General features: G+C 73.7%; 11 protein-coding genes, 1 tRNA gene and 2 pseudogenes. 3 read left to right on the top strand and 11 right to left on the bottom strand.

The features are described 5' to 3' along the window. Window positions 1-31: 31 nt before the first annotated feature. From ACEXOX_RS39530 to ACEXOX_RS39485, 10 genes are all read right to left on the bottom strand, one after another. Window positions 32-7,615 (bottom strand): amino acid adenylation domain-containing protein, encoded by a 7,584-nt coding sequence (locus ACEXOX_RS39530; protein ID WP_406525543.1) that lies wholly within the window; start codon window positions 7,613-7,615, stop codon window positions 32-34. After that, window positions 7,552-9,378 (bottom strand): condensation domain-containing protein, encoded by a 1,827-nt coding sequence (locus ACEXOX_RS39525; protein ID WP_406525542.1) that lies wholly within the window; start codon window positions 9,376-9,378, stop codon window positions 7,552-7,554. Before ACEXOX_RS39525 ends, ACEXOX_RS39530 begins: the two co-directional genes overlap by 64 nt. Window positions 9,379-9,482: 104 nt before the next feature. Continuing rightward, window positions 9,483-11,555 carry an ABC transporter ATP-binding protein gene (locus tag ACEXOX_RS39520; protein ID WP_406525541.1) on the bottom strand — a complete coding sequence of 691 codons (2,073 nt, stop codon included), beginning with the start codon at window positions 11,553-11,555 and terminating at the stop codon, window positions 9,483-9,485. A gap of 443 nt (window positions 11,556-11,998) precedes the next feature. After that, complete coding sequence (locus ACEXOX_RS39515; RefSeq protein ID WP_406525540.1) at window positions 11,999-12,994, bottom strand: ParB N-terminal domain-containing protein; 996 nt, start codon at window positions 12,992-12,994, stop codon at window positions 11,999-12,001. A 427-nt stretch (window positions 12,995-13,421) separates the two neighbouring features. Further along, window positions 13,422-13,892: a winged helix-turn-helix domain-containing protein gene (locus ACEXOX_RS39510; RefSeq protein ID WP_406525539.1), complete on the bottom strand. Its 471-nt coding sequence runs from the start codon at window positions 13,890-13,892 to the stop codon at window positions 13,422-13,424. A gap of 260 nt (window positions 13,893-14,152) precedes the next feature. Beyond that, window positions 14,153-15,103: a 3-deoxy-7-phosphoheptulonate synthase gene (gene aroF / locus ACEXOX_RS39505; protein ID WP_406525538.1), complete on the bottom strand. Its 951-nt coding sequence runs from the start codon at window positions 15,101-15,103 to the stop codon at window positions 14,153-14,155. Then, on the bottom strand, window positions 15,100-15,201 hold the full coding sequence (locus ACEXOX_RS39500; RefSeq protein ID WP_406525537.1) for a hypothetical protein: 102 nt from the start codon (window positions 15,199-15,201) through the stop codon (window positions 15,100-15,102). Before ACEXOX_RS39500 ends, aroF begins: the two co-directional genes overlap by 4 nt. A gap of 394 nt (window positions 15,202-15,595) precedes the next feature. Further along, on the bottom strand, window positions 15,596-16,876 hold the full coding sequence (locus ACEXOX_RS39495) for a LuxR C-terminal-related transcriptional regulator (protein ID WP_406525536.1): 1,281 nt from the start codon (window positions 16,874-16,876) through the stop codon (window positions 15,596-15,598). Beyond that, a complete protein-coding gene (locus ACEXOX_RS39490) occupies window positions 16,834-17,715 on the bottom strand; it encodes a hypothetical protein (RefSeq protein ID WP_406525535.1) in 882 nt (293 codons plus the stop codon). The genes ACEXOX_RS39495 and ACEXOX_RS39490 overlap by 43 nt, the downstream gene beginning before the upstream one ends. Then, on the bottom strand, window positions 17,673-18,479 hold the full coding sequence (locus ACEXOX_RS39485) for an ATP-binding protein (RefSeq protein WP_406525534.1): 807 nt from the start codon (window positions 18,477-18,479) through the stop codon (window positions 17,673-17,675). The genes ACEXOX_RS39490 and ACEXOX_RS39485 overlap by 43 nt, the downstream gene beginning before the upstream one ends. A 583-nt stretch (window positions 18,480-19,062) precedes the next feature. Here ACEXOX_RS39485 and ACEXOX_RS39480 point away from each other — a divergent pair. Further along, window positions 19,063-19,278: pseudogene (locus ACEXOX_RS39480) on the top strand (nitroreductase/quinone reductase family protein); the annotation flags it as partial. A 197-nt stretch (window positions 19,279-19,475) separates the two neighbouring features. Here the strand turns inward: ACEXOX_RS39480 and ACEXOX_RS39475 are convergent. Beyond that, a tRNA-Leu gene (locus ACEXOX_RS39475) sits at window positions 19,476-19,559 on the bottom strand. A gap of 303 nt (window positions 19,560-19,862) precedes the next feature. Here ACEXOX_RS39475 and ACEXOX_RS39470 point away from each other — a divergent pair. Together ACEXOX_RS39470 and frc are read left to right on the top strand one after the other, a co-directional pair. Continuing rightward, window positions 19,863-21,586 (top strand): annotated as a pseudogene (locus tag ACEXOX_RS39470) (thiamine pyrophosphate-binding protein). 19 nt (window positions 21,587-21,605) lie between these two features. After that, window positions 21,606-22,862 carry a formyl-CoA transferase gene (frc, locus tag ACEXOX_RS39465; RefSeq protein WP_406526620.1) on the top strand — a complete coding sequence of 419 codons (1,257 nt, stop codon included), beginning with the start codon at window positions 21,606-21,608 and terminating at the stop codon, window positions 22,860-22,862. The last annotated feature ends 71 nt before the right edge of the window (window positions 22,863-22,933 follow it).

Genomic DNA, 22,933 nt, shown 5'->3' with positions numbered 1-22,933 from the left:
GATGCCGGCCCCGTGGCGGGTGTTGAGGTCTTCACAGCGACAGTCCCCCTTCGAGCCGTGCCGCGATCGCTTCGAACTCCTCGACCTCGTCCTGGCCGAGGTCCAGGAGCGGGAAGTCGGAGGGTGTGTGGCCGCCCGCCTCGGGCGCGGCCGTGTGGGCGGCCAGGCCGCCGAGCAGGTCCTTCCAGAGGTCGCCCAGGCGGGTGACGGCCGCGTCGTCGAGGACACCGGCCGGCCCGCCGACGGTCAGGGTCAGTGCGGGCCCCTCGGGCGTGTCGCGGATGACCGCGCCGGCCTCCAGGGCGTGCGGTGCGGGCATGTCCGGGTCGTCCGAGCCGCCCAGTGCGGTGCTGCCCGCTGCTTCCCACGGCCGCACGGTGCCCTCGGGGGCGCCCGCGGGGAACCGGCCGAGGTAGTTGAAGGCGATCTGCGGGGCGGGGAGGGCGGCCAGTACGGCGGCGGTCTCCGGGTTCAGGTGGCGCAGCAGCCCGTGGCCGAGGCCGTCGCCGGGCACCGCGCGCGTCTGTTCCTTGACCTCCTTGAGCAGTGCTCCGGCCGCGGGGCCGCCCGCCATGACCTGGTGCGGGTCCACGCCGGACAGGTCGAGCCGTACGGGGTGCACGCTGGTGAACCAGCCCACCGTCCGGGACAGGTCCGCCCCGGCGACCGGTTCCCGGCCGTGCCCCTCGATGTCCACGAGGACCCCGGACGCCGTCTCCGTTTCCGTCCGGGCGCACACGACCGCCGCGGCCAGTGCCGCGAGCAGCACTTCGTGCACGCCGCAGTGGAAGACCGCGGGCGTCCGGGTGGCGAGGACCGCCACCTGCTCCCGGGGCAGTTGCCAGGTGCGGTGGCGCACGGTCGCCTGGGTGTCCGTGCCCGGGTCGAGGGCGCGGGCGCCGAGCACCGGGTCGGGTCCGTCGAGTACGGCGGCCCAGCGCGGCAGTTCCGCCACGCGCCACGGCTGTGTCGCCTGCGCGGCCAGCAGTCCGGCCCACTGCCGGAAGGGCGTACCGGCGCGGTCCAGTTCCGGTGCGCGCCCGGCCGCCACCGCTTCGCAGGCGGCCCGCAGGTCCGGGAGCAGGATGCGCCAGGACACGCCGTCCACCGCGAGGTGGTGCACGGCCAGCACCAGCCGGCCGGTGCGGTGCGGTCCCGCGTCCAGCCAGACCGCCTGGACCAGGACGCCCGCGGCCGGGTCGAGCCGTCCGACCGCTTCTGCGGCGGCCCGTTCCGCGAGGCCGTCGAGGCCGCTGTCCGGCGCCCCGGCCACGTCCACCCGGGTGACCAGCGCGTCGGCGTCCACCGAGCCGCGGCCGCCGACGGTCAGTACGGGCCCGCCGGGCCGCGGCACCACCCGGGCCCGCAGCATGGCGTGGGTGTCCAGTACGGCGGCCAGCCCGGCGGCCAGCACGTCCCGGCCCAGCCCGGCCGGGGCGCCCACGGTCGTCCACTGCGCGAACCGGCCGCCGGTGATCCGCTCCCCGAGCAGCCGCATCACCGGTGTCCACGGCACCTCGCCGGTGCCCGCGCCCGCGGTGTCGGCTCGGGGGCCGGACCTCACCGGCTCCGCCACCTCGGCCAGGCGCTCCGGGGTCTGTTCGTCGAAGACCTGCCGGGAGGTCAGCAGCAGCCCGGCCCGGCGGGCCCGCGCCACCAGCTGGAGCGAGGTGATCGAGTCGCCGCCCAGCTCGAAGAAGCTGTCCTCGGCACCGGCCCGGTCCAGGCCCAGGAGTTCGGCGAACAGGGCGCACAGCACCGTCTCGGCGGGGGTGCGCGGCTCCCGGCCGGTGACCTGCCCGGCGAAGTCGGGCGCGGGCAGGGCCGCGCGGTCCAGCTTCCCGTTCGGGGTCCTCGGCAGTTCGTCGAGGGCCACCACGGCCGCGGGCACCATGTAGTCCGGCAATGTCCCGGCGACGTGGGTCCGGACGGACCGTTCGTCCAGGCCGGGCCCGGCGGGGACCGCGTAGCCGATCAGCCGGCGTTCGCCGGGGCGGTCCTCGCGGACCACCGCGACCGCGTCCGCCACCGCGGGGTGCGCGGCCAGCGCGGCCTCCACCTCGCCGAGTTCGACACGGAAGCCGCGGACCTTGACCTGGGCGTCCGCCCGCCCGGCGAAGACCAGTTCGCCGTCGCCGGTCCAGCGGACCAGGTCCCCGGTCCGGTACATCCTCCCCCAGCCTTCGGCCGGGGGGACCCCCATGCCCGGCGCGAACGGGTCCGCCACGAACCGCGACGCGCTCAGCCCCGCGCGCCCCAGGTAGCCGCGCGCCAGGTTCACCCCGGCCACGTACAGCTCGCCGAGCACGCCCGGCGGCACCGGCTGGAGGAAGGCGTCCAGGACGTACGCACGGGAGTTGGTGATCGGGCGGCCGATCGCGGGGGCGCTGCCGGCGTCCAGCGGCGCGGTCACCGTGGAGGTGACGGTCGCCTCGGTGACGCCGTACTCGTTGAACAGCTCCCGGCCCGCCGACCAGCGGCGCCGTACCTCGTCGGTCATCGGCTCGCCGCCGGTCACCAGGACCCGCAGCCGGGACAGCCCGTCGGAGGGCAGTTGCGGCAGGAACGCGGCGGGCAGCACCACGTGGGTGGCCTTGCGTTCGCGCAGCAGGTCGGCCAGGTCCTCGCCGAAGGACTCCTGCCCGGCCGGGGCCAGCACGAGCCGCCCGCCCGCGCACAGCACCGGCCAGATGTCCCCCATGGACACGTCGAAGCTGGGCGAGACGCGCTGGACGACGCGGCTGTCCGGGCCGATGCGGTAGCGCGCGACGCGGTCGGCGACGAGGTTGGCCAGGCCCCGGTGCGCGATCAGGACGCCCTTGGGCACGCCGGTCGATCCGGAGGTGTAGATCACGTACGCCGCGTGGTCGGCGCGCAGCGGCGCGGGCCGCTCGGCGTCGGACAGCGAGCCGCCCGCCCGGCGCGCCACCGCCGCGGCCACCGTGGGGTCGTCCATGACGACGACCGTGCCTCCGGACGCCCCGGCCGGGACCGCCGCCCGGGTGCGCGTCGTGCACACCACGACGGCCGGTTCGGCGTCCCGCAGGACGAACGCGATGCGCTCGGCCGGGTATTCGGGGTCCACCGGTACGTACACGCCGCCCGCCATCGCCACGGCCAGCACGGCGACGGCCATCGCCACCGACCGTTCGACGACGACCGCCACCCGGCACTCCGGGCCCACGCCGTGCCCGGTCAGGTGCCGGGCCAGCTGCCCGGCCTGGTGCTCCAGTTCGGCGTAGGTGAGCGCCTCGTGCCCGTCCTGCACCGCGACGGCACCGGGCGTGCGCGCGGCCTGGGCGCGGAACAGCTCGGGCATCGTCGCCACCGTCACCGGCGCGTCCGTACGGTTCCAGTCCGCCACGACCAGCGTGCGCTCGTCCGCGTCCAGGACACCGACCCGGCCCACCGGCACCGAGCAGTCCGCCATGAGCTGTTCGAAGACCCGCACCAGCCGCCCGACCAGCTTCTCGGCGATGTCCGCCGCCACCTGGCCGCGGCGGTGCGCCACGTGCACGCGCAGCCGTTCGCCCGGGATGACGCCCAGGGTCAACGGGTAGTGCGTCGCCTCGCGGGTGCCCAGGACGGCGAAGGAGAGCGCGTCCGGGGAGCCGGGCGCGGCGATCGCGCGGGGGTAGTTCTCGTGCACGACGAGCGTGTCGAAGACGGCGCCGGGCCCGGCCAGCCGCTGGATCTCCGGCAGGCCCAGGTGCTGGTGGGCCACCAGTGCGGACTGGCGTTCCTGGAGGTCGCGCAGCAGCCCGAGCACCGGCTGCGCGGCGTCCAGGCGTACCCGTACCGGCACGGTGTTGATCAGCAGACCGACCATGGACTCCATGCCGGGCAGCTCCGGCGGCCGGCCCGCGACGGTGGCGCCGAACACCACGTCGGTACGGCCCGCCAGCCGGGCCAGCACCAGGGCCCAGGCCCCCTGCATCACCGTGTTCACGGTCAGGCCGTGCCGGCGTGCCAGCGCGGTGAGGCCGCGGGTGGTCCGCTCGGGGATGTCGGTGATCACGTGACCGGCGTCCACCGGGCCCCGGTCGGCCGCGCCCGGCGCGACGAGCGTCGGCTCGTCGGTGCCGGTGAACTCGGCGGCCCAGGCGGCCCGCGCGGCGTCCTGGTCCTGGCGGGCGCGCCAGGCGAGGTAGTCGCCGTAGGACGCGGCCGGGGCCAGGGCCGACGCGTCACCGCCCGCCGCGTACACCTCGGCCAGTTCGGCCAGCAGCACCGGCATGGACCAGCCGTCCATCAGGATGTGGTGGCTGATGACGACGAGCCGGTGCCGGTCCGCGCCGAGGCGGATCAGCAGCAGCCGCAGCAGCGGCGCGGCCGCCGTGTCGAAGCGGCGCTCCTGCTCCCGCGTGGCCAGCTCCTCGATGCCGGAGAGCGCGTCGGCCTCGGACAGGCCGGACAGGTCGATCTCCCGCCAGGGCAGGCGCACCTCACGGGCCACGACCTGGACGGCCTCGCCCGACGCGCGCCGGTGGAAGCTCGCGCGCAGCGCGGCGTGCCGGTCCAGCAGCGCCTCCCACGAGGCGCGCAGCCGGGCGGCGTCCAGCGGGCCGGACAGCTCCAGCATCCACTGGGTCTCGTAGACGTCCGGGCCTTCTTCCTCGAAGGAGGACTGGAACAGCAGCCCTTCCTGGAGGGACGACAGCGGCCAGATGTCGGCCGGCCGCGGCACGGCGGCCTCCAGCTCCGCGACGCCGTCCTGGGTGAGGGCGAGCAGCGGGAAGTCGGAGGGCGTGTGGCCGCCCGCTCCCGGCCGGGCGGCGTGGGCGGCGAGTCCGCCCAGCGTCTCCACCCAGCGGCGGCCGAGCCGCTGCGCCGCCGCGTCGGCCTGGCCGTGCCCGTCCTGGTGCCGCCAGGTGAGCGTGAGGGTCAGGGTGGGTCCGGCGGCGGTCGTACCGATCGCCGCGCCGGCTTCCAGGTCGTACGGGGAGGGTGCGTCGCGGCCGGTCGCTACGGCTCCGGCCGTGACCTGGGCGCCGGCTCGCTCCGGACGTCCCGAGCAGCTGAACGCGATGCGGGGGGACGCGGGAGCGGTGGGTGCGGTGCCCGCCTCCGGAGTACGGAGCTGTAGCGGGCCGTGGCCGTCGGGTGCCGAACGGATCTGTTCCTTCACCGACTTGAGCAGCGCCCCGGCCGCCGGGCCGCCCATCAGCACCTCGCTGAGGGCGGTGCCGGAGAGGTCCAGCCGTACGGGGTGCACGCGGGTGAACCGGCCCACCGTACGGGACAGGTCGAGCCCGTCCGGGCCTTCGCGGCGGCCGTCCGTCTCGATGTCCAGCAGGACACCGGTACGGGCGTCCTCGCGCCCGTGGGCGACGGCGGCGGCCAGCGCGGTCAGCAGCACCTCGTCGGCGGTGCAGTGGAATACGGCGGGCGCCCGGTCCACCAGCGCCGCCGTCTGCTGGGGCGGCACGGTCCAGACCATGCGGCGCGCCGTTCCGGCGGGTTCCGTGTCCGCGTCCGCCGCTGTGCTCGCGGCCGCGACGCCCTCCGGGAGGGTGCCGGCGCGCGGGACGTCCGGTTCCGCGTCCCGGTGCTCCTGCGCGGCCTGCGCGGCCTGCGCGGCCGACCGGACCGCCCAGTGCCGGAAGGACGTGCCCACCGGGCCGAGCGTCGGCGTGCGGCCGGCGGCCGCGGCCTCGCACGCGGCCGCGAAGTCCGGGACCAGGATGCGCCAGGACGCCGCGTCCGCCACCGCGTGGTGGACCGCGAGCACCAGGCGGCCGGGCTGCGCGGCGCCCGCGTCCAGCCACGTCACCTGGAGGTTCGCCCCGGCCGAGGGGTCGAGCCGTGCCACCGCTTCGCGGGCCGCCCGTTCGGCGGCGGGGCCGAGGTCCGCCGCGGCCACGGCCTCGCGGGTGACCAGTGCCGCCGCGTCCAGCGTGCCGCGGTCGGGCACCACCAGGCGCGGTCCGGCGTCCCCGGCAGTGGTCCGTGCGCGCAGTACGGCGTGGGTGTCCAAGAGGGTGGCGACAGCGGCCCGCAGGGGGCCCGTCCGCAGGCCGTCCGGGGCCGCCAGCACCGCCCAGCGCGCGAAGTCGCCGCCCCGCGCGGGACTCAGCGGCGCCCAGGGAACCTCGCCGGTCTCCGTGTCCGGGGCCGACTGCCCGGCCTGCGGGGCGGGGACCACGCGTGCCAGCCGCTCCGGGGTGCGCTCGTCGAAGACCTGGCGTGTGGTCAGCACCAGCCCGGCCCGGCGCGCCCGCGAGGCGAGCTGCACCGCCATGATCGAGTCGCCGCCCAGCTCGAAGAAGCTGTCCTCGGGCCCCACCCGCTCCCGGCCGAGCACCTGCGCGAACAGCGCGCACAGGGTCTCCTCGGCGGCGCCGCGCGGCTCCCGCGCCGAGCCGCTGCCGGTGAAGTCGGGGGCGGGCAGCGCCTGGTGGTCGACCTTGCCGTTCACGGTCAGCGGGAGCCCGTCCAGCGGGACGAACGCCGACGGCACCATGTACTCCGGCAGCCGTCCGACCACGAACTCGCGCAGCGCGGCGAGCAGCGCGCCGGTGTCCCGGCCCGCCGCCGCGCTGCCGCCGGACTCCCCGGTGAGCAGGGCTTCCGGAGCGCTGCCCGCGCCCACGGCGGCCCGGCCGCCGCCCGGCTCGTCGCGGAACGGCTGCTTGTCGCGCGGCGGCGGCCCGCCGTCGGACGCGGGCTGCGCGACGACGTACGCCACCAGCCGGCGCTCCCCCGGCCGGTCCTCGCGGGCCACCACCACCGCCTCGCCGACCGCCGGGTGGGCCGCCAGCGCCGCCTCGATCTCCCCCGGCTCGATACGGAAGCCGCGCACCTTGACCTGGGCGTCCGCCCGGCCCACGAAGACCAGTTCACCGTCGTCGGTCCAGCGCACCATGTCGCCGGTGCGGTACATCCGCTCACCGGGGACGAAGGGGCTGGCGGTGAAGCGTTCCGCCGTCAGGCCGGGGCGGGAGAGGTAGCCGCGTGCCAGCCCCGTGCCGGCGATGCAGAGTTCCCCCGTCACCCCTGGCGGTACGGGCTGGAGGAACGCGTCAAGTACGTACACCTGGCGGTTGTCCAGCGGGCGGCCGACCGGCAGTACGGACGGCACCGGGTCACCGGGGCGCAGCCGGTGCCAGGTGGCGCACAGGGCGGCCTCGGTCGGCCCGTACAGATGCCGTACGGCCACCTCGGGGCAGGCTGCGCGCACCCGGGCCACGGCAGCCGGCGGCACCACGTCACCGCCGGTCAGCACCTCGCGCAGGCCCGCAAAGCACTCCGGTGACTCCTCGGCCACCACCCGGAACGACCCCGCCGTCAGATGGACCGCCGTGACCCCCGCCGCCACGGCCGCACGGATCCGCGGCCCGTCCACCACGCCCTGTCCGTCCACCACCACGCGCGCGCCGGAGACCAGCGGCACCCACACCTCGAACAGCGAGGCGTCGAAGGCGTGCGGCGCGTGCATCAGCACCGCGTCGCCCGCGCCGACGGACCAGTCGCGCTGTCCCACGAGTCCGGCGACGCTGCCGTGCGGCATCGACACACCCTTCGGCACCCCGGTCGAACCGGAGGTGTACATCACGTACGCCAGGTCCTCAGGGCCCACCCGGACCGCCGGGTCCAGCGCCGGGCTTGCGGCCACGGCCGCCCGTGTCCGGGGGCGTCCAGCACCACGACGTCGCCGGGCACGCCGGGCGGCACCGCGGCCCGGGTGCTCCCGGTGCACAGCACGGCCGCCGGCGCCGAGTCGGCCAGCATGACCGCCACCCGCTCCGCCGGGTACGCGGCGTCCACCGGCACGTACGCCGCGCCCGCCTTCCAGACGCCGAGCAGCGCCACCAGCAGCCCGGCCGACCGCTCCATCAGCACGGCGACCCGGCTGCCGCGCGTCACCCCCTGACTGATCAGGTACGTGGCCAGGCGACCCGCGTCCGCGTCCAACTCCGCGTACGTCAGCGACCGTTCGTCGTCGGACACGGCGACGGAACCGGGCAGGCGCGCGGCCTGGCGGGCGACCAGCTCCGGCACCGAGGTGCCCGGCCGCTCGGCCCCCGTGGCGTTCCAGCCCTCCACGACGAGTCCGTGCTCCGGCGCGCCCAGCACCCCGAACCGCCCGACGGGCAGCTCGGGTTCGGCCGCCGCCTGCTCCAGGAGCCGGACGAAGGCCCGGTGTCCCGCCCCGGCCCACTCCTGGTCGTACAGCGCCGGGTCGGCTTCGAGGACGACGCTCGTCCCGGCGTCGCCCGGCAGCTCGCGCACCACCACGGAGAACGCCTCGACGGGCCCGCCCGGCAGGTCGTGCAGGGTGCCCCGGGCCACGCCGAACCGCAGGTCCGGGCCGCTCGCCGGGACGGCGACCGAAGGGCCGAAGTCGCGGCGGCCGCCCGGCCGTCCCAGCTCCGCGTGCAGGCGCTCGCCGCGGTACCGCCGGTGTTCCAGCAGTCCGTCGATCTCGCGCTGCGCGGCGCTGGCCAGCCCGGCGAGGCTGTCGCCGGGCCGGGCGGGCAGCCGCAGCGGCAGCACGTTGGCGGTCGCGCAGGGCGTCCGCCGGGCCGCGGGGCCCGTACGTCCGTCGACCGGGAAGCTCAGCAGCGCCTCGTCCGCCCCCGTCGTGCGGCACACGAAGGTGGCCACCGCGGCGACGACGAGGGCGCCGCGGCTCACCCCCGTACGGCCGGCGGCCGTCCGCAGCGCTTCCCGGCCCGCGGCCGACAGGCGACCGGACGCGCGGGGGTGGGCGTCGCGGAGCACCGACCGGTGGCCCGGCACGGTGGCCGGCTCCGGGCGGTCCGCGAAGTGCTCGTGCCAGTAGCGGCGGTCGGCCTCGTGCTGCGGCGACTCCCGGTAGGCGGCCTCCTGCTCCCCCAGCTCCCGCAGCGGGGCGTGTCCGGGCGGGCAGTACGGCTCACCGCGCAGGGTCGCGCTGTAGAGAGCGGCGACACGGCGGGCCAGCAGGGTGCTGCCGAAGTGATCGACCAGCAGCTGGTGGTGGCGCTGATACCAGACGTACCGGTCGGGTGCCAGCTTGAAGAGGACGTGCGCGTAAAGGTCCCCTTCGGTGGGATCGGCCGGGTGCCGGCCGTCCGCGCGCATCAACGCCTGCGCCGCCTCCCACGGCTCCCCCTCGTCGGTGAGGTCGACGTGCCGCAGCGCGATCTTCTCCCCGGCCGCCCGGATCACCTGCGCCGGGGCGCCGCCGTCCTGCGTGAACCGCAGCCGGAGCGCCTCGGTCTCGGCGACGGCCTGCCGCAGCGCCCGCCGGAAGACGTCCGCGTCGAGCGGGCCCAGGACATCGGCGTACTGCCTGATGTCGTACTGCCGGGGCGGGTTCTCCGCGCGCTGGGCCAGCCACGTCCCCTCCTGGCAAGCGGTCAGGGGCGCAGTGAACTGTGCCTGGCCTTCCATTTCTCCCCTATTCACGGACAACCCGATGCTCGGTTCTGCCTGCCGCGCCACCGCGGCGGTCGCCCGCCGCGGTGGCGCGTCGTTCCCGTGTACGCGGCCGCCGGTCAGCGGCCGCCGGGGCCCGGACCCTTGGCGTGCCACACCCCGCCACCCGGGGCGCCGCCGCCGTCGTCGGGCCCGGAGCCGTCGAAGAAGACCATGCCGCCCGGCATCATCTGCGGCGCGGCCTCCTGCGGGCCGCGGTCCTCATCGGGGCCGGGCTCGTCCGGGCCGGGCCCGCTGCCGTTGACGGCCTGCCGGGCGAACTGCGTGTGGTACAGCTCCGCGTAGAGCCCGCCGGCCGCCAACAGCTCTTCGTGCGTGCCCCGTTCACGGATGCCGCCCTCGTCGAAGACGAGGATCTGGTCGGCCTCGCGAATGGTCGACAGCCGGTGGGCGATGACGACGGAGGTACGGCCGTGCAGCGCCGTCTTCAGGGCCCGCTGGACGGCCGCCTCGGACTCCGAGTCCAGGTGTGCGGTCGCCTCGTCGAGAACGACGATCGAGGGGGCCTTGAGCAGCAGCCGGGCCAGCGCCAGGCGCTGCTTCTCGCCACCCGAGAGCCGGTAGCCGCGGTCGCCCGCCACCGTGTCCAGGCCGCTCGGCAGGGAGCTGATGGTGTCCCAGATCTGCGCGGCCCGGCACGCCTCGATCAGCTCCTCCTCGGTGGCGCCGGGGCGGGCGTACGCCAGGTTGTTGCGGATGGTGTCGTGGAACAGGTGGGCGTCCTGGGACACCACACCGACGGCCCGGCGCAGCGAGTCCAGGGTGACGTCGCGCAGGTCCTGCCCGGCGATGCGGACGCTGCCCGCCGACGGGTCGTACAGCCGCGACACCAGGTGCGTGGCGGTCGTCTTGCCCACGCCGGACGGGCCCACCAGCGCGGTGAGTTGGCCGGACGGTGCCGTGAAGCTGAGGTCGCGCAGCACCTCGGCAGACTCCTGGGACCGCTCGTCCACCGGCAGCGCGTTCGACTCCAGGGACGCCAGGGAGACCTCGCTCGCCTTCGGGTAGCGGAAGGACACCCCGTCGAAGGTGATCTCGGGGGCGGCCCCGTCGTCCGGCGCGGGCAGGTCGGTGGCGTTCTCCCGCTCGGTGATCAGCGGCTTCAGGTCGAGCAGTTCGAAGATCCGGTCGAAGCTGACCATCGCGGTGTGCGCCTCGCCCTGGACGCTGGACAGCTGGGTGATCGGGCCGTACAGGCGGGCCAGCAGAGCGGCCAGCGCCACCAGCGTGCCGACCTGGAAGGTCCCGTCGACGACCATGGCGCCGCCGAGGCCGTAGACGAGCGCGGTGACCACGGCGGCGAGCAGCGTCATGATGATGACCGTCAGCCGGCTCAGCACCATCCAGGTGACGCCGACCTCGCGCACCTTTTCCGCGCGCGCGGCGAACAGCTGCGCCTCCTCACGCGGGCGGCCGAAGAGCTTGGAGAGCATCGCGCCCGCCACGTTGAAGCGCTCGCCGATGGTCGCGCCCATCTCCGCGTTCATCTGCATCTGTTCGCGGGAGTAGCGCGTCAGCCGCCGCCCGACCAGCGCGCCGGGAATCATGAACACCGGCAGGATCACCAGCGCGAGCAGGCTGACCAGCCAGGACAGGTAGAACATGCTCCCGAGGACCAGGAACAGCGTGAACACGCTGGACAGCGAGCCCAGGAGGGTGCCGAGCGCGTGCTGCGCGCCCACCACGTCCGTGTTGAGCCGGCTGACCAGGGACCCGGTCTGAGTCCGGGTGAAGAAGGCCAGCGGCTGGCGCTGTACGTGGGTGAACGCCTGCACCCGCAGGTCGTAGCTGACGCCCTGGCTGATCCGGCCCGAGTACCAGCTCTGCGCGAGCTGAAGCCCCGCGTCGAGGAGGGCGAGCCCCGCGACGACGAGCGAGATCACCGTCAGCACCGTGGTGTCCTTCTGGAGGATGCCCACGTCGATGAGTTCTTTGAGGAGCAGCGGGGTGGAGACGATGATGAGCGAGTCCACCACGGTCAGCAGCAACAGCAGGACGCTCTCGCGGGAATGCGGTTTCGCATACGCGAGAATCCGGCGGAGTGTTCCCGGCCGGAGCCGCTGCGAAGCCGTGGAATTACCCGGGTCGTCGTACGTCGCCAGCATGATGCCCGAGCCTTGTCCGGCAAACATATCAGCGGAAACCTCCTGGGTCGGGATTCCTGGTCACGCGGTCGAACCGCATGGAAAAGGCGGCACCCCGAGGGGCGCCCGATCCGTCATGTTCGGCGAGCTTTTCGGAAGACCGGCCCACCTGATGCGGTGACCGGAATACTGCTGCGGTGCGCCATTTCGACGATACCCATATCAACACCCGCCAGCCAGGCCGATGGGCCCGGGGCGGCTCCAGGGATTTCTCGCCCGGCCACGGAAAAGGTGAGAGTGCGGCACCGGTCCACGGCACGCCGGTGCACCGGAGAATTCACGGCGCCGGGTGCCGGGCGGCCCGGCGGGCGGCGCTTTCGCGGGCGCCCGCCGGTACCGACCGTATCGCGCTTTTCCGTCAGACGCGGCCGGCCGGCCCGAAAACCGTCCAACCGGCCGCGTTCCTCACTTGGACATGGTGCGGCCGCCGGTCAGACTGCCTCGGCGACATTGCGCTCGGCCCGCTGGGCGAAGTCCGCCCAGATGTCCGCGCATTCCCGGGCCAGTTGCGCGACGATGCCGCTGCAGTGCGGAGGAATGTTCGCCATGATGTCGTCCCACTCCTCCGCGCTGATCGTGTGAATGCTCAGCAGCCGCAGCAGCGTCCGTCCGGTCTCGCTGAACCGCAGGGCCGGGTCGACCTTGAGGCGGCGTACGACCACCGTCCGGTCCTGGACGGGCATCCGGACGGGCACCGTGCCGCCACCGCCGTCCCCCGCGTCGGCCGGCTCGGCGGACAGCTGCTCCCGCGGCCCCCGGACCGGCCGGCCCCGCCCCTTCAGGAGCGGTTCCTCGCCCCGGCGCAGCCGGTTGCGGACGTCGCGCGCCGTCTCGGGCGAGATCCCGGACGCCCGCGCGATCTGCCGCAGCGACAGACCGGGGTTCTCGGCGATGAGGTTGCCGGCGAGCCGGCGGCCCTCGGCTCCGTTGAGCGGCCGGAAGCGGCCGTCCTGGCCGATCCTGCCGCGCCCCGCGGCGGCCGCGCCCGCCACCCGCCGGCGGATCTCCGCGACGGTGCCCGGCGCGATGCCGGTGACCGAGGCGATCATCCGGTCCGACCACAACGGGTGTGAACGGATGATGCGTTCGGCCGCGTTCTTGCGGTCCGCCATGGACAGCGGAAGGCCGTGCGTGATGTTCGACTCGACGGCCAGGACGAAGGCGTCGGCCTCGTCTCCGTCGAAGAACCTCACCGCGATCTTGTCGTCGCCGCGCCGTTCCGCGGCTCGTAGTCGGTGGACACCGTCGATGACCCGCATCGTCGCGCGGTGCGCGATGATGGGCGGCAGCGGTGCCTGTGCCACCGTCAGCATGTCCACATGTTCCGTGTCTTCCCCGGATATGCGCGGAGAACCGGCCACCGAAAGCGCGTTGATCTCCACTTCGACGACCGTCTGCATATCCAGGTGCGCCTGCCCAGGTTCCACTCCAGGCTCCTCGCGTTGTGATTCCCCCGTGCGCAAGCTCGCGCCGACGCACCCTAACGACGTACGGCAGGCCCGTGCTTCGGCGATGCCGGCCTGAGGAGGACATCGCCGGGCCGTTCAGGTGTGTAGAACCCACCCCCGCTTCTCGACCGGTGACAACTCCCGGCGGGGGAGGAAGGTTCCCGAACCGCAGAAAACGCCCCACGTGCAGCGGAACACCTATTCAAACAAACCATCTTCCCCCATACAGATACATACTCTAACAGTGCCTTTATCTACGGGGCACCCCTACCTGAAGTGCCTGAACCCGCGATGTCGCATTCCACCGGACACCGGAATCGGTCCTTTCGACTCCCGTTCGATCCCTGTTCGGCTCCCGTTCCCGGACACCGACGACACAGAAGACTCCGCCGTCAGCCCGCACCGGTCAGCCGGTCCGCGTCCACCCCCGCGTCCACCCGCCGGCCTCCCGCCCCTCCCCGCCGGCCGCCGGCGCCACGTACGTCCACCCGTGCCGACGCATCAGTTTGCGCACGCCCTGCACCGTGTACGTGACGTGGAAGCGCCGCACGATCACGGCCTGGATGCGCTCCAGCGTCCACCGGTCCCCCGCCCAGCCGTAGGCCGCCGGCCCCCGGGCGAGTTCCGCCTCCAGCCGGCGGAACTGGGCCGGGCTCAGCCGCGGCCGGGACGCCGGCCCTTTCGAGTCCAGCGCCCCCTCCCCCGCCTGCTGCCAGGCTCTGCGCCACCGCTGCACGGACCGCACGCTCACCCGCAGTTCACGGGCGATCACCGCGTTGCTCTCGTCCCGCGCGAACCGCTCGACCGCCTTCAGCCGCAGCCGTTCGCGGAACTCCCGCCGCTCGGCGGTCAGTCCGCCGCCCTGTGCGTATCGCATCTCTCCGACATACCCCAGGATGCCCGATGGGTCAGCCTCCGGCGACATCACGGGTTCAGCACCGGTACCCCTATCGCGGGCGGCCCCGTACTCCGGGGGACACCGGCTCCCGGACGCCCCACCGTCCGGTCGCCGACACGGAAATTGGCCTGTACCAGACGGCCGGACGGTGGGTCGTGTGCGCTTTCGTCCGGCCGCCCGTCGGGGTACCCCTACCGGCGGTGCGCACCCCGCCGACAGGAGCCGGGGCTCCGTCGGTCTCAGGAGGCGGCGGCCGCGGCCTGCGGCACCGGCTGGGTGAGCGTCCGGCCCATCAGCGGCGACAGGATCGTGGCCGTACTGGCGATCTCCCGCATGTCGGCCTCCAGCAGCGCCTGGTCACCGTCGCACCGCGCCGTCTCCGGCGCCGGATGCACATCGATCATGACACCGTCCGCGCCGACCGCCAGCGCCGCCCGCATCAGCGGCAGGACCAGTTCGCGGCGGCCGCCCGAGTGCGACGGGTCCACGATCACCGGGAGGTGCGACAGGCGCTGGGCCACCGGTACCGCGCTGATGTCCAGCGTGTTGCGGGTCGCGGTCTCGAACGTACGGATGCCGCGCTCGCACAGCACGATGTCCAGGTTGCCGCGCTGCGCGATGTACTCGGCGGCCATCAGCCACTCGTCGATGGTCGAGCCGAACCCGCGCTTGAGCAGCACGGGCTTGCCCGCCGAGCCCACCGCCTGGAGCAGCGCGAAGTTCTGCATGTTGCGGGTGCCGATCTGGAGCATGTCCGCGTAGGAGGCGACCAGTTCGACGCTGCCCGGGTCGATGACCTCGGTGACCACCGGCAGCCCGGTCTCGGCCCGTACGTCGGCGAGGATGCGCAGCCCGGCCTCGCCCAGCCCCTGGTAGGCGTACGGCGAGGTGCGCGGCTTGAACGCGCCGCCGCGCAGCAGCGCGGCCCCGGCGGACTGGGCCATCCGTGCCGCGGCGAGCGTCTGCTCGGCGGACTCCACCGCGCACGGACCCGCGATGACGGACAGGGTGTCGGGCCCGATCGGCACACCGCCGACCCGCACGACCGACCGGGCCGGATGGTGCTCCCGGCTGACCAGCTTGTAGGGCACGGAGATCCGTACGACGTCGAGGACACCCCTGCGGCTGCGCAGGTTGAGCGCCTCGAACTCGTCCACGTCCCCGACAAGGCCGACGATCGTCCGGGTCACCCCCGGCTGACGAAGGCGTCACCACCCGCCGAGCGCACCAGGCCGACGACGGCGTCGACATCCTCCTGCGTGGCCCCGGGGGCCATCACCACCACCATGAGGGGTTCCTCCTGTTGAGTGACCGGCACCGGCCGGCCGGGTGTGGTTGGACGGGAAACCGGCGCACGCCCGCACTGCCGTGCGCCGGACCGGCTGTCGGGGCTCGTACGGACCGTTCGGCCTCGGTACGCACCCGTCCGCCAACTCCGTCCGAGCCACCGGAACGCGTCAACTCCCCTTTTGCACAGCGAAGTTCGCGGTATTTCGTATCACCGTCAATGATTCCACACGCACGCGCCGGACTGTCCAACCGCGCAACCTCCACGGAGCACCGCACGCCTGCCCTTCGCTACGACCCTTGGCTACGGGCCCTTGGCTACGGCCCTTGGCTACAGCCCTTGGCTCCGCACGCCCCGCCTGTCCGGTGCGCCCCGCCTGTCCGGCGCGCCCCGCCTACCCGGCACGCAGGCAGTCCCGCGAGGCGCCGTCCCCGCCCCCGACGAGACCGGCGTCCTCCACGGCGTCCGGTTCCAGCCGCGTCGCCAGATCGGTACGGCGCTGGACGCCCAGCTTCCGGTAGGCCCGGGTCAGATGCTGCTCCACGGTGCTGATCGTGATGAACAGCGCCCCGGCGATCTGCCGGTTGGTGTAGCCACGGGCGGCGAGCGTCGCGACCCGCAGCTCCGCGCCGCTCAGCTCGGCGGGCGGACGGCACGCGCCGCCCGCCCCGGACCGCTCGGGCGGGCAGGCGCTCGCCGCACCCACCGGCGAGGCCTTCAGGACGGGCGCCTTGATGCCGCACTCCCGCATCAGCTGCTGCGCCTTGCGCGCCGCGATGCGGGCCCGGCTGTCGTCGTTCATGTCCCAGTAGCTGTACGACAGTTCCGCCATCGCGTACGCGAGCTCCAGCCGGTGCCCGCCGCGCTGGAGGATGTCCATCGCCTCCCCGAGGAGCCGCGGCCGGTCCGCGCGCTCGGCCAGCGCCGCCAGCACCCGCAGCGCGACGCCCCGCGTCCACAGGGGGCGGCACCCGGTACGGACCAGTTCCTCCTCCAGCAGGGCCCGCGCGCGGCGGTCGTCCCCCAACGCGACATGGACCTGCGCCGCGTCGGTCCGCCACGGCACCAGCCCGGACAGGTCCAGGCGCCACCGCGTCATCAGGTCGCCGCAGCGGTGGAAGTCCTCCAGCGCGGCGTACGGCCGGCCGGCGGCGAGCTGGTAGTGGCCACGGGCCCAGAGATACAGCAGCCCGGCGGGCGTCCGGAACGCCGCGTCGGGCACGGAGATCTTCAGGTGGGCCGCCGCCTCGTCCAGCCGTCCCGTGACGGCCTTCGTGTACAGCAGCGCGGCGACCGGGGCGGCGACGGCCGTCCCCCACCCTTCGGGCGGGACGACGGTGAGCGCGGTGTGCGCCGACTCCTCCGCCGCGGCCAGCTCGCCGAGTCCGATCTCGATGAACGCCTTGGCCGCGGCGAACAGCGACTGCCACATGGGCGTACGGTGCTCCCGCGCCTCCGCGAGCAGGATCTCGCACCAGCGGGCGGCCTCCGGCAGCCCGTCGGCGACGACGAGCGCGACCAGCGCGGCCAGCCCCGCCGCCGGGGTACGGTCCTCCGGCCGCGTCTCCTGGAGGATCCGCTCCGCGCGGCCGGTCACGTCGCCGGTCACCCTCTGGTCCAGTACGGACGCCATCAGGGCCAGCGCGCGCTGCTGGGTCTCCTGCTCGGGCGACAAGTCGGGGGCCCGGCCACCTGCCGCCGTACCGCGATACGGGCCCGCGGCCACCTCGGCGCGGTACTTCCCCGCCAGCCCCGGATACCCGTACGCGAACCAGAACCGCACCGGATCCAGCGCCGCCCCCGCGCCACCCCCTCGCCTTCCTGCTCCTGCTCCTGCTCCTGCTCCACGATCCGCAGGACCTCCAGGGCATCGTCCGCCCTGCCGAACCACAGCAGATGGCCGACCAGCGCCTTCATGGCGCGCACCGTGAGCCGCCCGGCCTGTGCCGCGTCGGTGAGCGCCGACAGGTGCCGTACGGCGGCGGACGGGTCGACCCGCCACCCGGCGCGCACCAGCGCGAGCCTGACCTCCAGCAACTGCCGCTCGTCCGCACAACTGTCCCTGGCCACGCGCAGACAGTCCAGCGCGGTGCCCACCTCGTCGCGGGCCAGCGCTGCCTCCGCCGCCTCCAGCAGTACGGGCAGCGCCCACGGCGCGTCGACGGTCTCCGCGGCCACCAGGTGACGGGCCAGTGCGGTCGCCGGCGCACCGTGCTCGTACAGCACTTGGGCGACGCGGGCCTCCAGGCGCGCGCTGCGCGGCGGTTCCGCCCGCCGCAGCACCGCCGTCCGCCCCGCCTCGTGACGGAACCGGCCATGGGCGAGCAGCCCCATGTCGTGCAAGGCGCGCAGGCTGCGTTCGCCGGCCTGGCGGGACACCCCGAGCAGTTCGGCGGGCCCGGCGTGCGTGGCCCGTTCCCCGAGCACCGCCAGCAGCCACGCGGTACGCCGCGTGAGGTCGTCGGTGCGGCTCAGGCACTGCGCCACCGCACGTTCGTACGCCTCACCGGGCACCGGCCCGGCTCCCCGGCCCGCTCCGCGTCCGCGTAGTCGTCCAGCAGCGCCCCCATCAACAGCGGGCTACCGCCGCTCAGCCGGTGGAATTCCGCAACGGGCGGCGCCGAACGCCGCCCTTTCTGCCCGGCGGCCAGCATGGCGACAACACCGTCCCGCGGCAACGGACCGACATGCAGGAATCGGCACGCCGGACCGCGCAGCAATTCCCGCCGCACCGGGCTGTCCTCCCACGCCGTACCGCTGCTTTCCCCGAGAACCACCAGAATCCTGCTGACAGCCAGCCGCCGCACCACATACGCCACGCATTCCAGCGAATAGGCGTCGGCCTGATGGACATCGTCGATGCATACGACGACCGGCCGCTTCCTGGCCTGGGCGAACAGAATGCCGCACACCCGCGGAATGACGTTCACGGCGATCTCGGCGGGAAGCGTCCCCTCGGCCGCCCGCACCGGCGCGCCACCGCCCCCGGCCGGCGGCGGCAGCCACACCACCGGTTCCGCGCCCGCACCGGCCAGCTCCGCCGTACGCAGCAGCTGCCCGGCCGCGCGCAGCGGCACGTCCTTCTCCGCCGCGACCGCCGTGGCCTGCAACCACAGGGCTCCGGTGGGCGCGGCCCGCTCCCGGAAGGCGCGCAGCAGGGCCGTCTTGCCACCGCCCACCGCACCACTGACCACCACCGCGCCCCCACGCCCGGCCGCGCAGGCGTCGAGCAGGCCCTCCAGGACGGAGAGCTCCGTGTCCCGCTCCACCAACTTCATGAGCCGGTTCACCCCCGTATCCGGACTCGCGTTGTTCAGTTGGACGGATATCCAGCCGCAACCGACCCTTCGGCTCCAACGGTCTCAGGAAATCCACACCGGCCGGTCCCCCGGCCTCCGGAACGGTCACCGCCCGCGTCCGCACCCCGGCGCCGACCGCCCCGTCGAACATGTTCCGTATTACCTCAACATTACCCCGGCCCGCCCCTCCGACCAGGCCGCACCGGAAAGTATTTCAGGAGTCCACCATTCCTCTCCGAAGCCCTCCCCGGGACCTCCCCCAAAACCCTCACGGCGCGTAACGAAAAGCACCGGAGCCCACCCCGAATCCCACCCCAGAAGAATGCCCCGAACCCAACCCACCCGCCCACACCGCCCACCCCAACCACCCCGACCACCCCGACCACCCCAGAGGAACCGACCACCCCCTCCCCCCTGCCGTCCCACGCCAGCCGGACGCGCCACCGGGATCCCGCCGTCCCACTCGAAGGCGCCGACAGAGCGGGAACGACGCTCTCCCCTCCGCGCGAGGCCTGTGCTGGACTGTCCCGACACCATCCGTACACGACATGGGGTGCAGGCGATGCCTCTTGAGGGCGAGTACGAGCCGAGTCCGGCGCAGTGGGTGCGCGACCAGGTGGAACTCCAGGACGTCCCCGAACGCCAACGCATGATCGCCCGTGAAATCACCGGGAACGAGAAGGCCCAGTGGTGGCAACGCGCGGTCGCCGCGTATCCGGCGTACGCCGACTACCAGCAGAAGACCGACCGCGCGATCCCCGTCTTCGTACTCGAACCCGAGCGCCTGGCCGACCCGGCGGGGTCAGATGAGGCAGCGACCCCCGCACAGGCACCCCCTGATCGGCGAGAACCTCCCGCGCACGCCCGGCCCCTTGCGAACCGCAAGGGGCCGGCGCGCGTCCGGAGGCAGCAATAAGGCTGATCGCAGCAACAGTTCGTTGCTGCGATCAGCCTTATTGGGTCGGTTGACCTCTGTGTCCGAGGGGGACTTGAACCCCCACGCCCGATAAAGGGCACTAGCACCTCAAGCTAGCGCGTCTGCCATTCCGCCACCCGGACTGGGTGTCGTCTTCGCGGGGTGTTCCCCGCGGCGACATGGACAACTCTACCAAGGTTTTGGAGTGGGTTTCACCTGCATATCCACCCCGGGCATAACTGGAGGTTATGGGGCGAGGCAGGCCCCGGCCCGGTGGCTGGAACGGTGCGGTCGGGTCTGGACAGCGAGGGTTCGATGCGGGATACAGGTTCCATACAGTATTCGTCGACTGTATGCGATCTACGCAACGGGACGCTGAAGCCCGCGCCCGGACCCAAGCCCGAGTCCGAGTCCGATCCCGCGTATCCGAAGGGAAGCGATGCCCCATGCCACCGAAGCCCGACGAATCCCCTGACCTCGCCCCGGACCCCGCCCGTCCCGACCTCGTCTCCGGCGGACACCTCGTCGCCAAAGCGCTCAAGGCGGAGGGGTGGACGTCGTCTACACCCTCTGTGGTGGTCACATCATCGACATCTACGACGGCTGCGCGGACGAGGGCATCGACGTGGTCGACGTACGGCACGAGCAGGTCGCCGCGCACGCGGCGGACGCCCATGCGCGGATCACCGGGCGGCCGGGCTGTGCCGTCGTCACGGCGGGCCCGGGCACGACCGACGCCGTTACCGGTGTGGCCAACGCCTTGCGTGCCGAGTCACCCATGCTGCTGATCGGCGGGCAGGGCGCGCGTGGCCAGCACAAGATGGGGTCTCTCCAGGATCTGCCGCACGTCGAGATGATGACGCCGATCACGAAGTTCGCGGCCACCGTGCCGGACACGGCGCGGGTGGCCGACATGGTCTCGATGGCGTTTCGCGAATGTTTCCACGGCGCCCCCGGGCCCGCCTTCCTGGAGATACCCCGGGACGTGCTGGACGCGAAGGTGCCGCGGGACACGGCGCGGACGCCCCGGGCCGGGCACTACCGGGCCTCGACCCGTTCGGCGGGCGATCCCGAGGCCGTCGAGAAGCTGGCCGACCTGCTCGTACGGTCCGAAAGGCCGGCGATCCTGTTCGGGAGCCAGGTGTGGACGACGCGCGGTACGGACGCGGCGGTCGCTCTCGTACGGGCCCTGAACGTGCCCGCCTACTTGAACGGTGCGGGCCGCGGCACGCTGCCGCCCGGTGACCCGCACCACTTCCAGCTCTCCCGCCGCCACGCCTTCGCCCGCGCCGACCTGATCGTGATCGTCGGCACCCCCTTCGACTTCCGGATGGGGTACGGGAAGCGGCTGTCCCCCACCGCGCGCGTCGTCCAGATCGACCTGGACTACCGCACCGTCGGCAAGAACCGGGACGTCGACCTGGGCATCGTGGGCGACGCGGGGCTGGTGCTGGCCGCCGCCACGCAGGCCGCTTCGGGCCGTGTGGACGCGGGCGCGGGCGCCGGACGGCGCAAGGAGTGGGTCGAGGAGCTGCGGGCCGTCGAGGAGGCCGCGGTGGCCGAGCGGCTGCCGCTGCTCCGCTCGGACGCCGCGCCCATCCACCCCTACCGCCTGGTCAGCGAGATCAACGACTTCCTGACCGAGGACACGCTCTACATCGGGGACGGTGGCGACATCGTCACCTTCTCCGGCCAGGTGGTGCAGCCGAAGGCGCCCGGCCGCTGGATGGATCCGGGGCCGCTGGGGACGCTCGGCGTCGGCGTGCCGTTCGTGCTGGCGGCGAAGAAGGCGCGGCCGGAGACGGAGGTGGTGGCGCTCTTCGGGGACGGCGCGTTCTCGCTGACCGGCTGGGACTTCGAGACGCTGGTCCGCTTCGACCTGCCGTTCGTGGGGATCGTCGGCAACAACTCGTCGATGAACCAGATCCGTTACGGGCAGCGCGCCAAGTACGGCGCGGCGCGCGAGCGGCTCGGCAACACGCTGGGCGACGTGCCGTACGACGCGTTCGCGCGGATGCTCGGCGGGTACGGCGAGGAGGTCCGCGACCCCGCGCAGATCCGGCCGGCGCTGGAGCGCGCCCGGCAGTCCGGCAAGCCGTCGTTGATCAACGTCTGGATCGATCCGGACGCGTACGCCCCCGGCACCGTCAACCAGACCATGTACAAGTGAGGAGCCGCTGATGAGCGCGATGAGCACGGTCCCGGCTCAGGAGGCCGGCGGGAAGGCACTCAGCGGCGTGCGGGTGCTGGACATGACGCATGTGCAGTCCGGCCCGTCCGCCACCCAGCTGCTCGCCTGGCTCGGCGCGGACGTCGTCAAGCTGGAGGCGGTCACCGGCGACGTCACCCGGGGGCAGCTGCGCGACATACCGGACGTGGATTCCCTGTACTTTACGATGCTCAACTGCAACAAGCGCAGCATCACCCTCAACACCAAGACCGACCGCGGCAAGGAGCTGCTGACCGAGCTGATCCGCCGGTCCGACGTGCTGGTGGAGAACTTCGGGCCGGGCGCCGTGGACCGGATGGGCTTCCCCTGGGAGCGCGTCCGGAAGATCAATCCGCGCATCGTGTACGCCTCGATCAAGGGCTTCGGCGAGGGCCCGTACACCCGGTTCAAGGCGTACGAGGTCGTCGCGCAGGCCATGGGCGGGTCGATGGCCACCACCGGGTTCGCGGACGGGCCGCCGCTGGCGACCGGCGCGCAGATCGGCGACTCGGGCACCGGCGTGCACTGCGTCGCCGGGATCCTCGCCGCGCTCTACCAGCGCGAGCGCACCGGGCGCGGGCAGCGCGTGCAGGTCGCGATGCAGCACGCGGTGCTGAATCTGTGCCGGGTCAAGATCCGCGATCAGCAGCGGCTGGAGCACGGCCCGTTGCCGGAGTACCCGGACGACACCTCCGGGGACGAGGTGCCGCGCAGCGGCAACGCGAGCGGCGGCGGGCAGCCCGGCTGGGCGGTCAAGTGTGCGCCCGGCGGCCCCAACGACTATGTGTACGTCATCGTGCAGCCGGCCGGCTGGGAACCGCTCACCCGGCTCATCGGGCGGCCGGAGCTGGCCCGCGACCCCGAGTGGTCGACGCCCGCCGCCCGGCTGCCCAAGCTGGCGAAGGTCTTCCAGCTCGTCGAGGAGTGGAGCGCCACGCTGCCCAAGTGGGATGTGCTGGAGCGGCTGACCGCGCACGACATCCCCTGCGGTCCGGTGCTGTCCACACAGGAGATCGTGCGGGACGCGTCGCTCGCCGCCGACGGGATGATCGTCCAGGTCCCGCATCCGCGGCGCGGCACGTTCACCACGGTCGGATCGCCGCTGAAGCTGTCCGACTCCCCCGTGGAGATCGACCGTTCACCGTTGCTCGGTGAGCACAACGACGAGGTGTACGGCGGCGAGCTGGGGCTCGGCGACGAGGAACTGCGGCGGCTGGCAGCGGACGGAGTCATCTGATGGCGGATCGACATGCGGATGCGGGGGCGGGGGCGGAGGGTGCGGTGACGGTGGACGCGGTAGCGGAGAGC

The organism is Streptomyces sp. Ac-502, from assembly GCF_045222935.1.
GTDB lineage: Bacteria > Actinomycetota > Actinomycetes > Streptomycetales > Streptomycetaceae > Streptomyces > Streptomyces monomycini.
This window is presented reverse-complemented; position numbering and strand designations above follow the sequence as displayed.

Bases quoted from the DNA above. Each gene is read 5' to 3' on its own strand.
- ACEXOX_RS39500 (WP_406525537.1), bottom strand. From the start codon at position 15,201: ATGGTGGTGGTGATGGCCCCCGGGGCCACGCAGGAGGATGTCGACGCC.
- ACEXOX_RS39520 (WP_406525541.1), bottom strand. From the start codon at position 11,555: ATGTTTGCCGGACAAGGCTCGGGCATCATGCTGGCGACGTACGACGAC.
- ACEXOX_RS39485 (WP_406525534.1), bottom strand. From the start codon at position 18,479: ATGAAGTTGGTGGAGCGGGACACGGAGCTCTCCGTCCTGGAGGGCCTG.
- ACEXOX_RS39525 (WP_406525542.1), bottom strand. From the start codon at position 9,378: ATGGAAGGCCAGGCACAGTTCACTGCGCCCCTGACCGCTTGCCAGGAG.
- frc (WP_406526620.1), top strand. From the start codon at position 21,606: ATGAGCACGGTCCCGGCTCAGGAGGCCGGCGGGAAGGCACTCAGCGGC.
- ACEXOX_RS39510 (WP_406525539.1), bottom strand. From the start codon at position 13,892: ATGCGATACGCACAGGGCGGCGGACTGACCGCCGAGCGGCGGGAGTTC.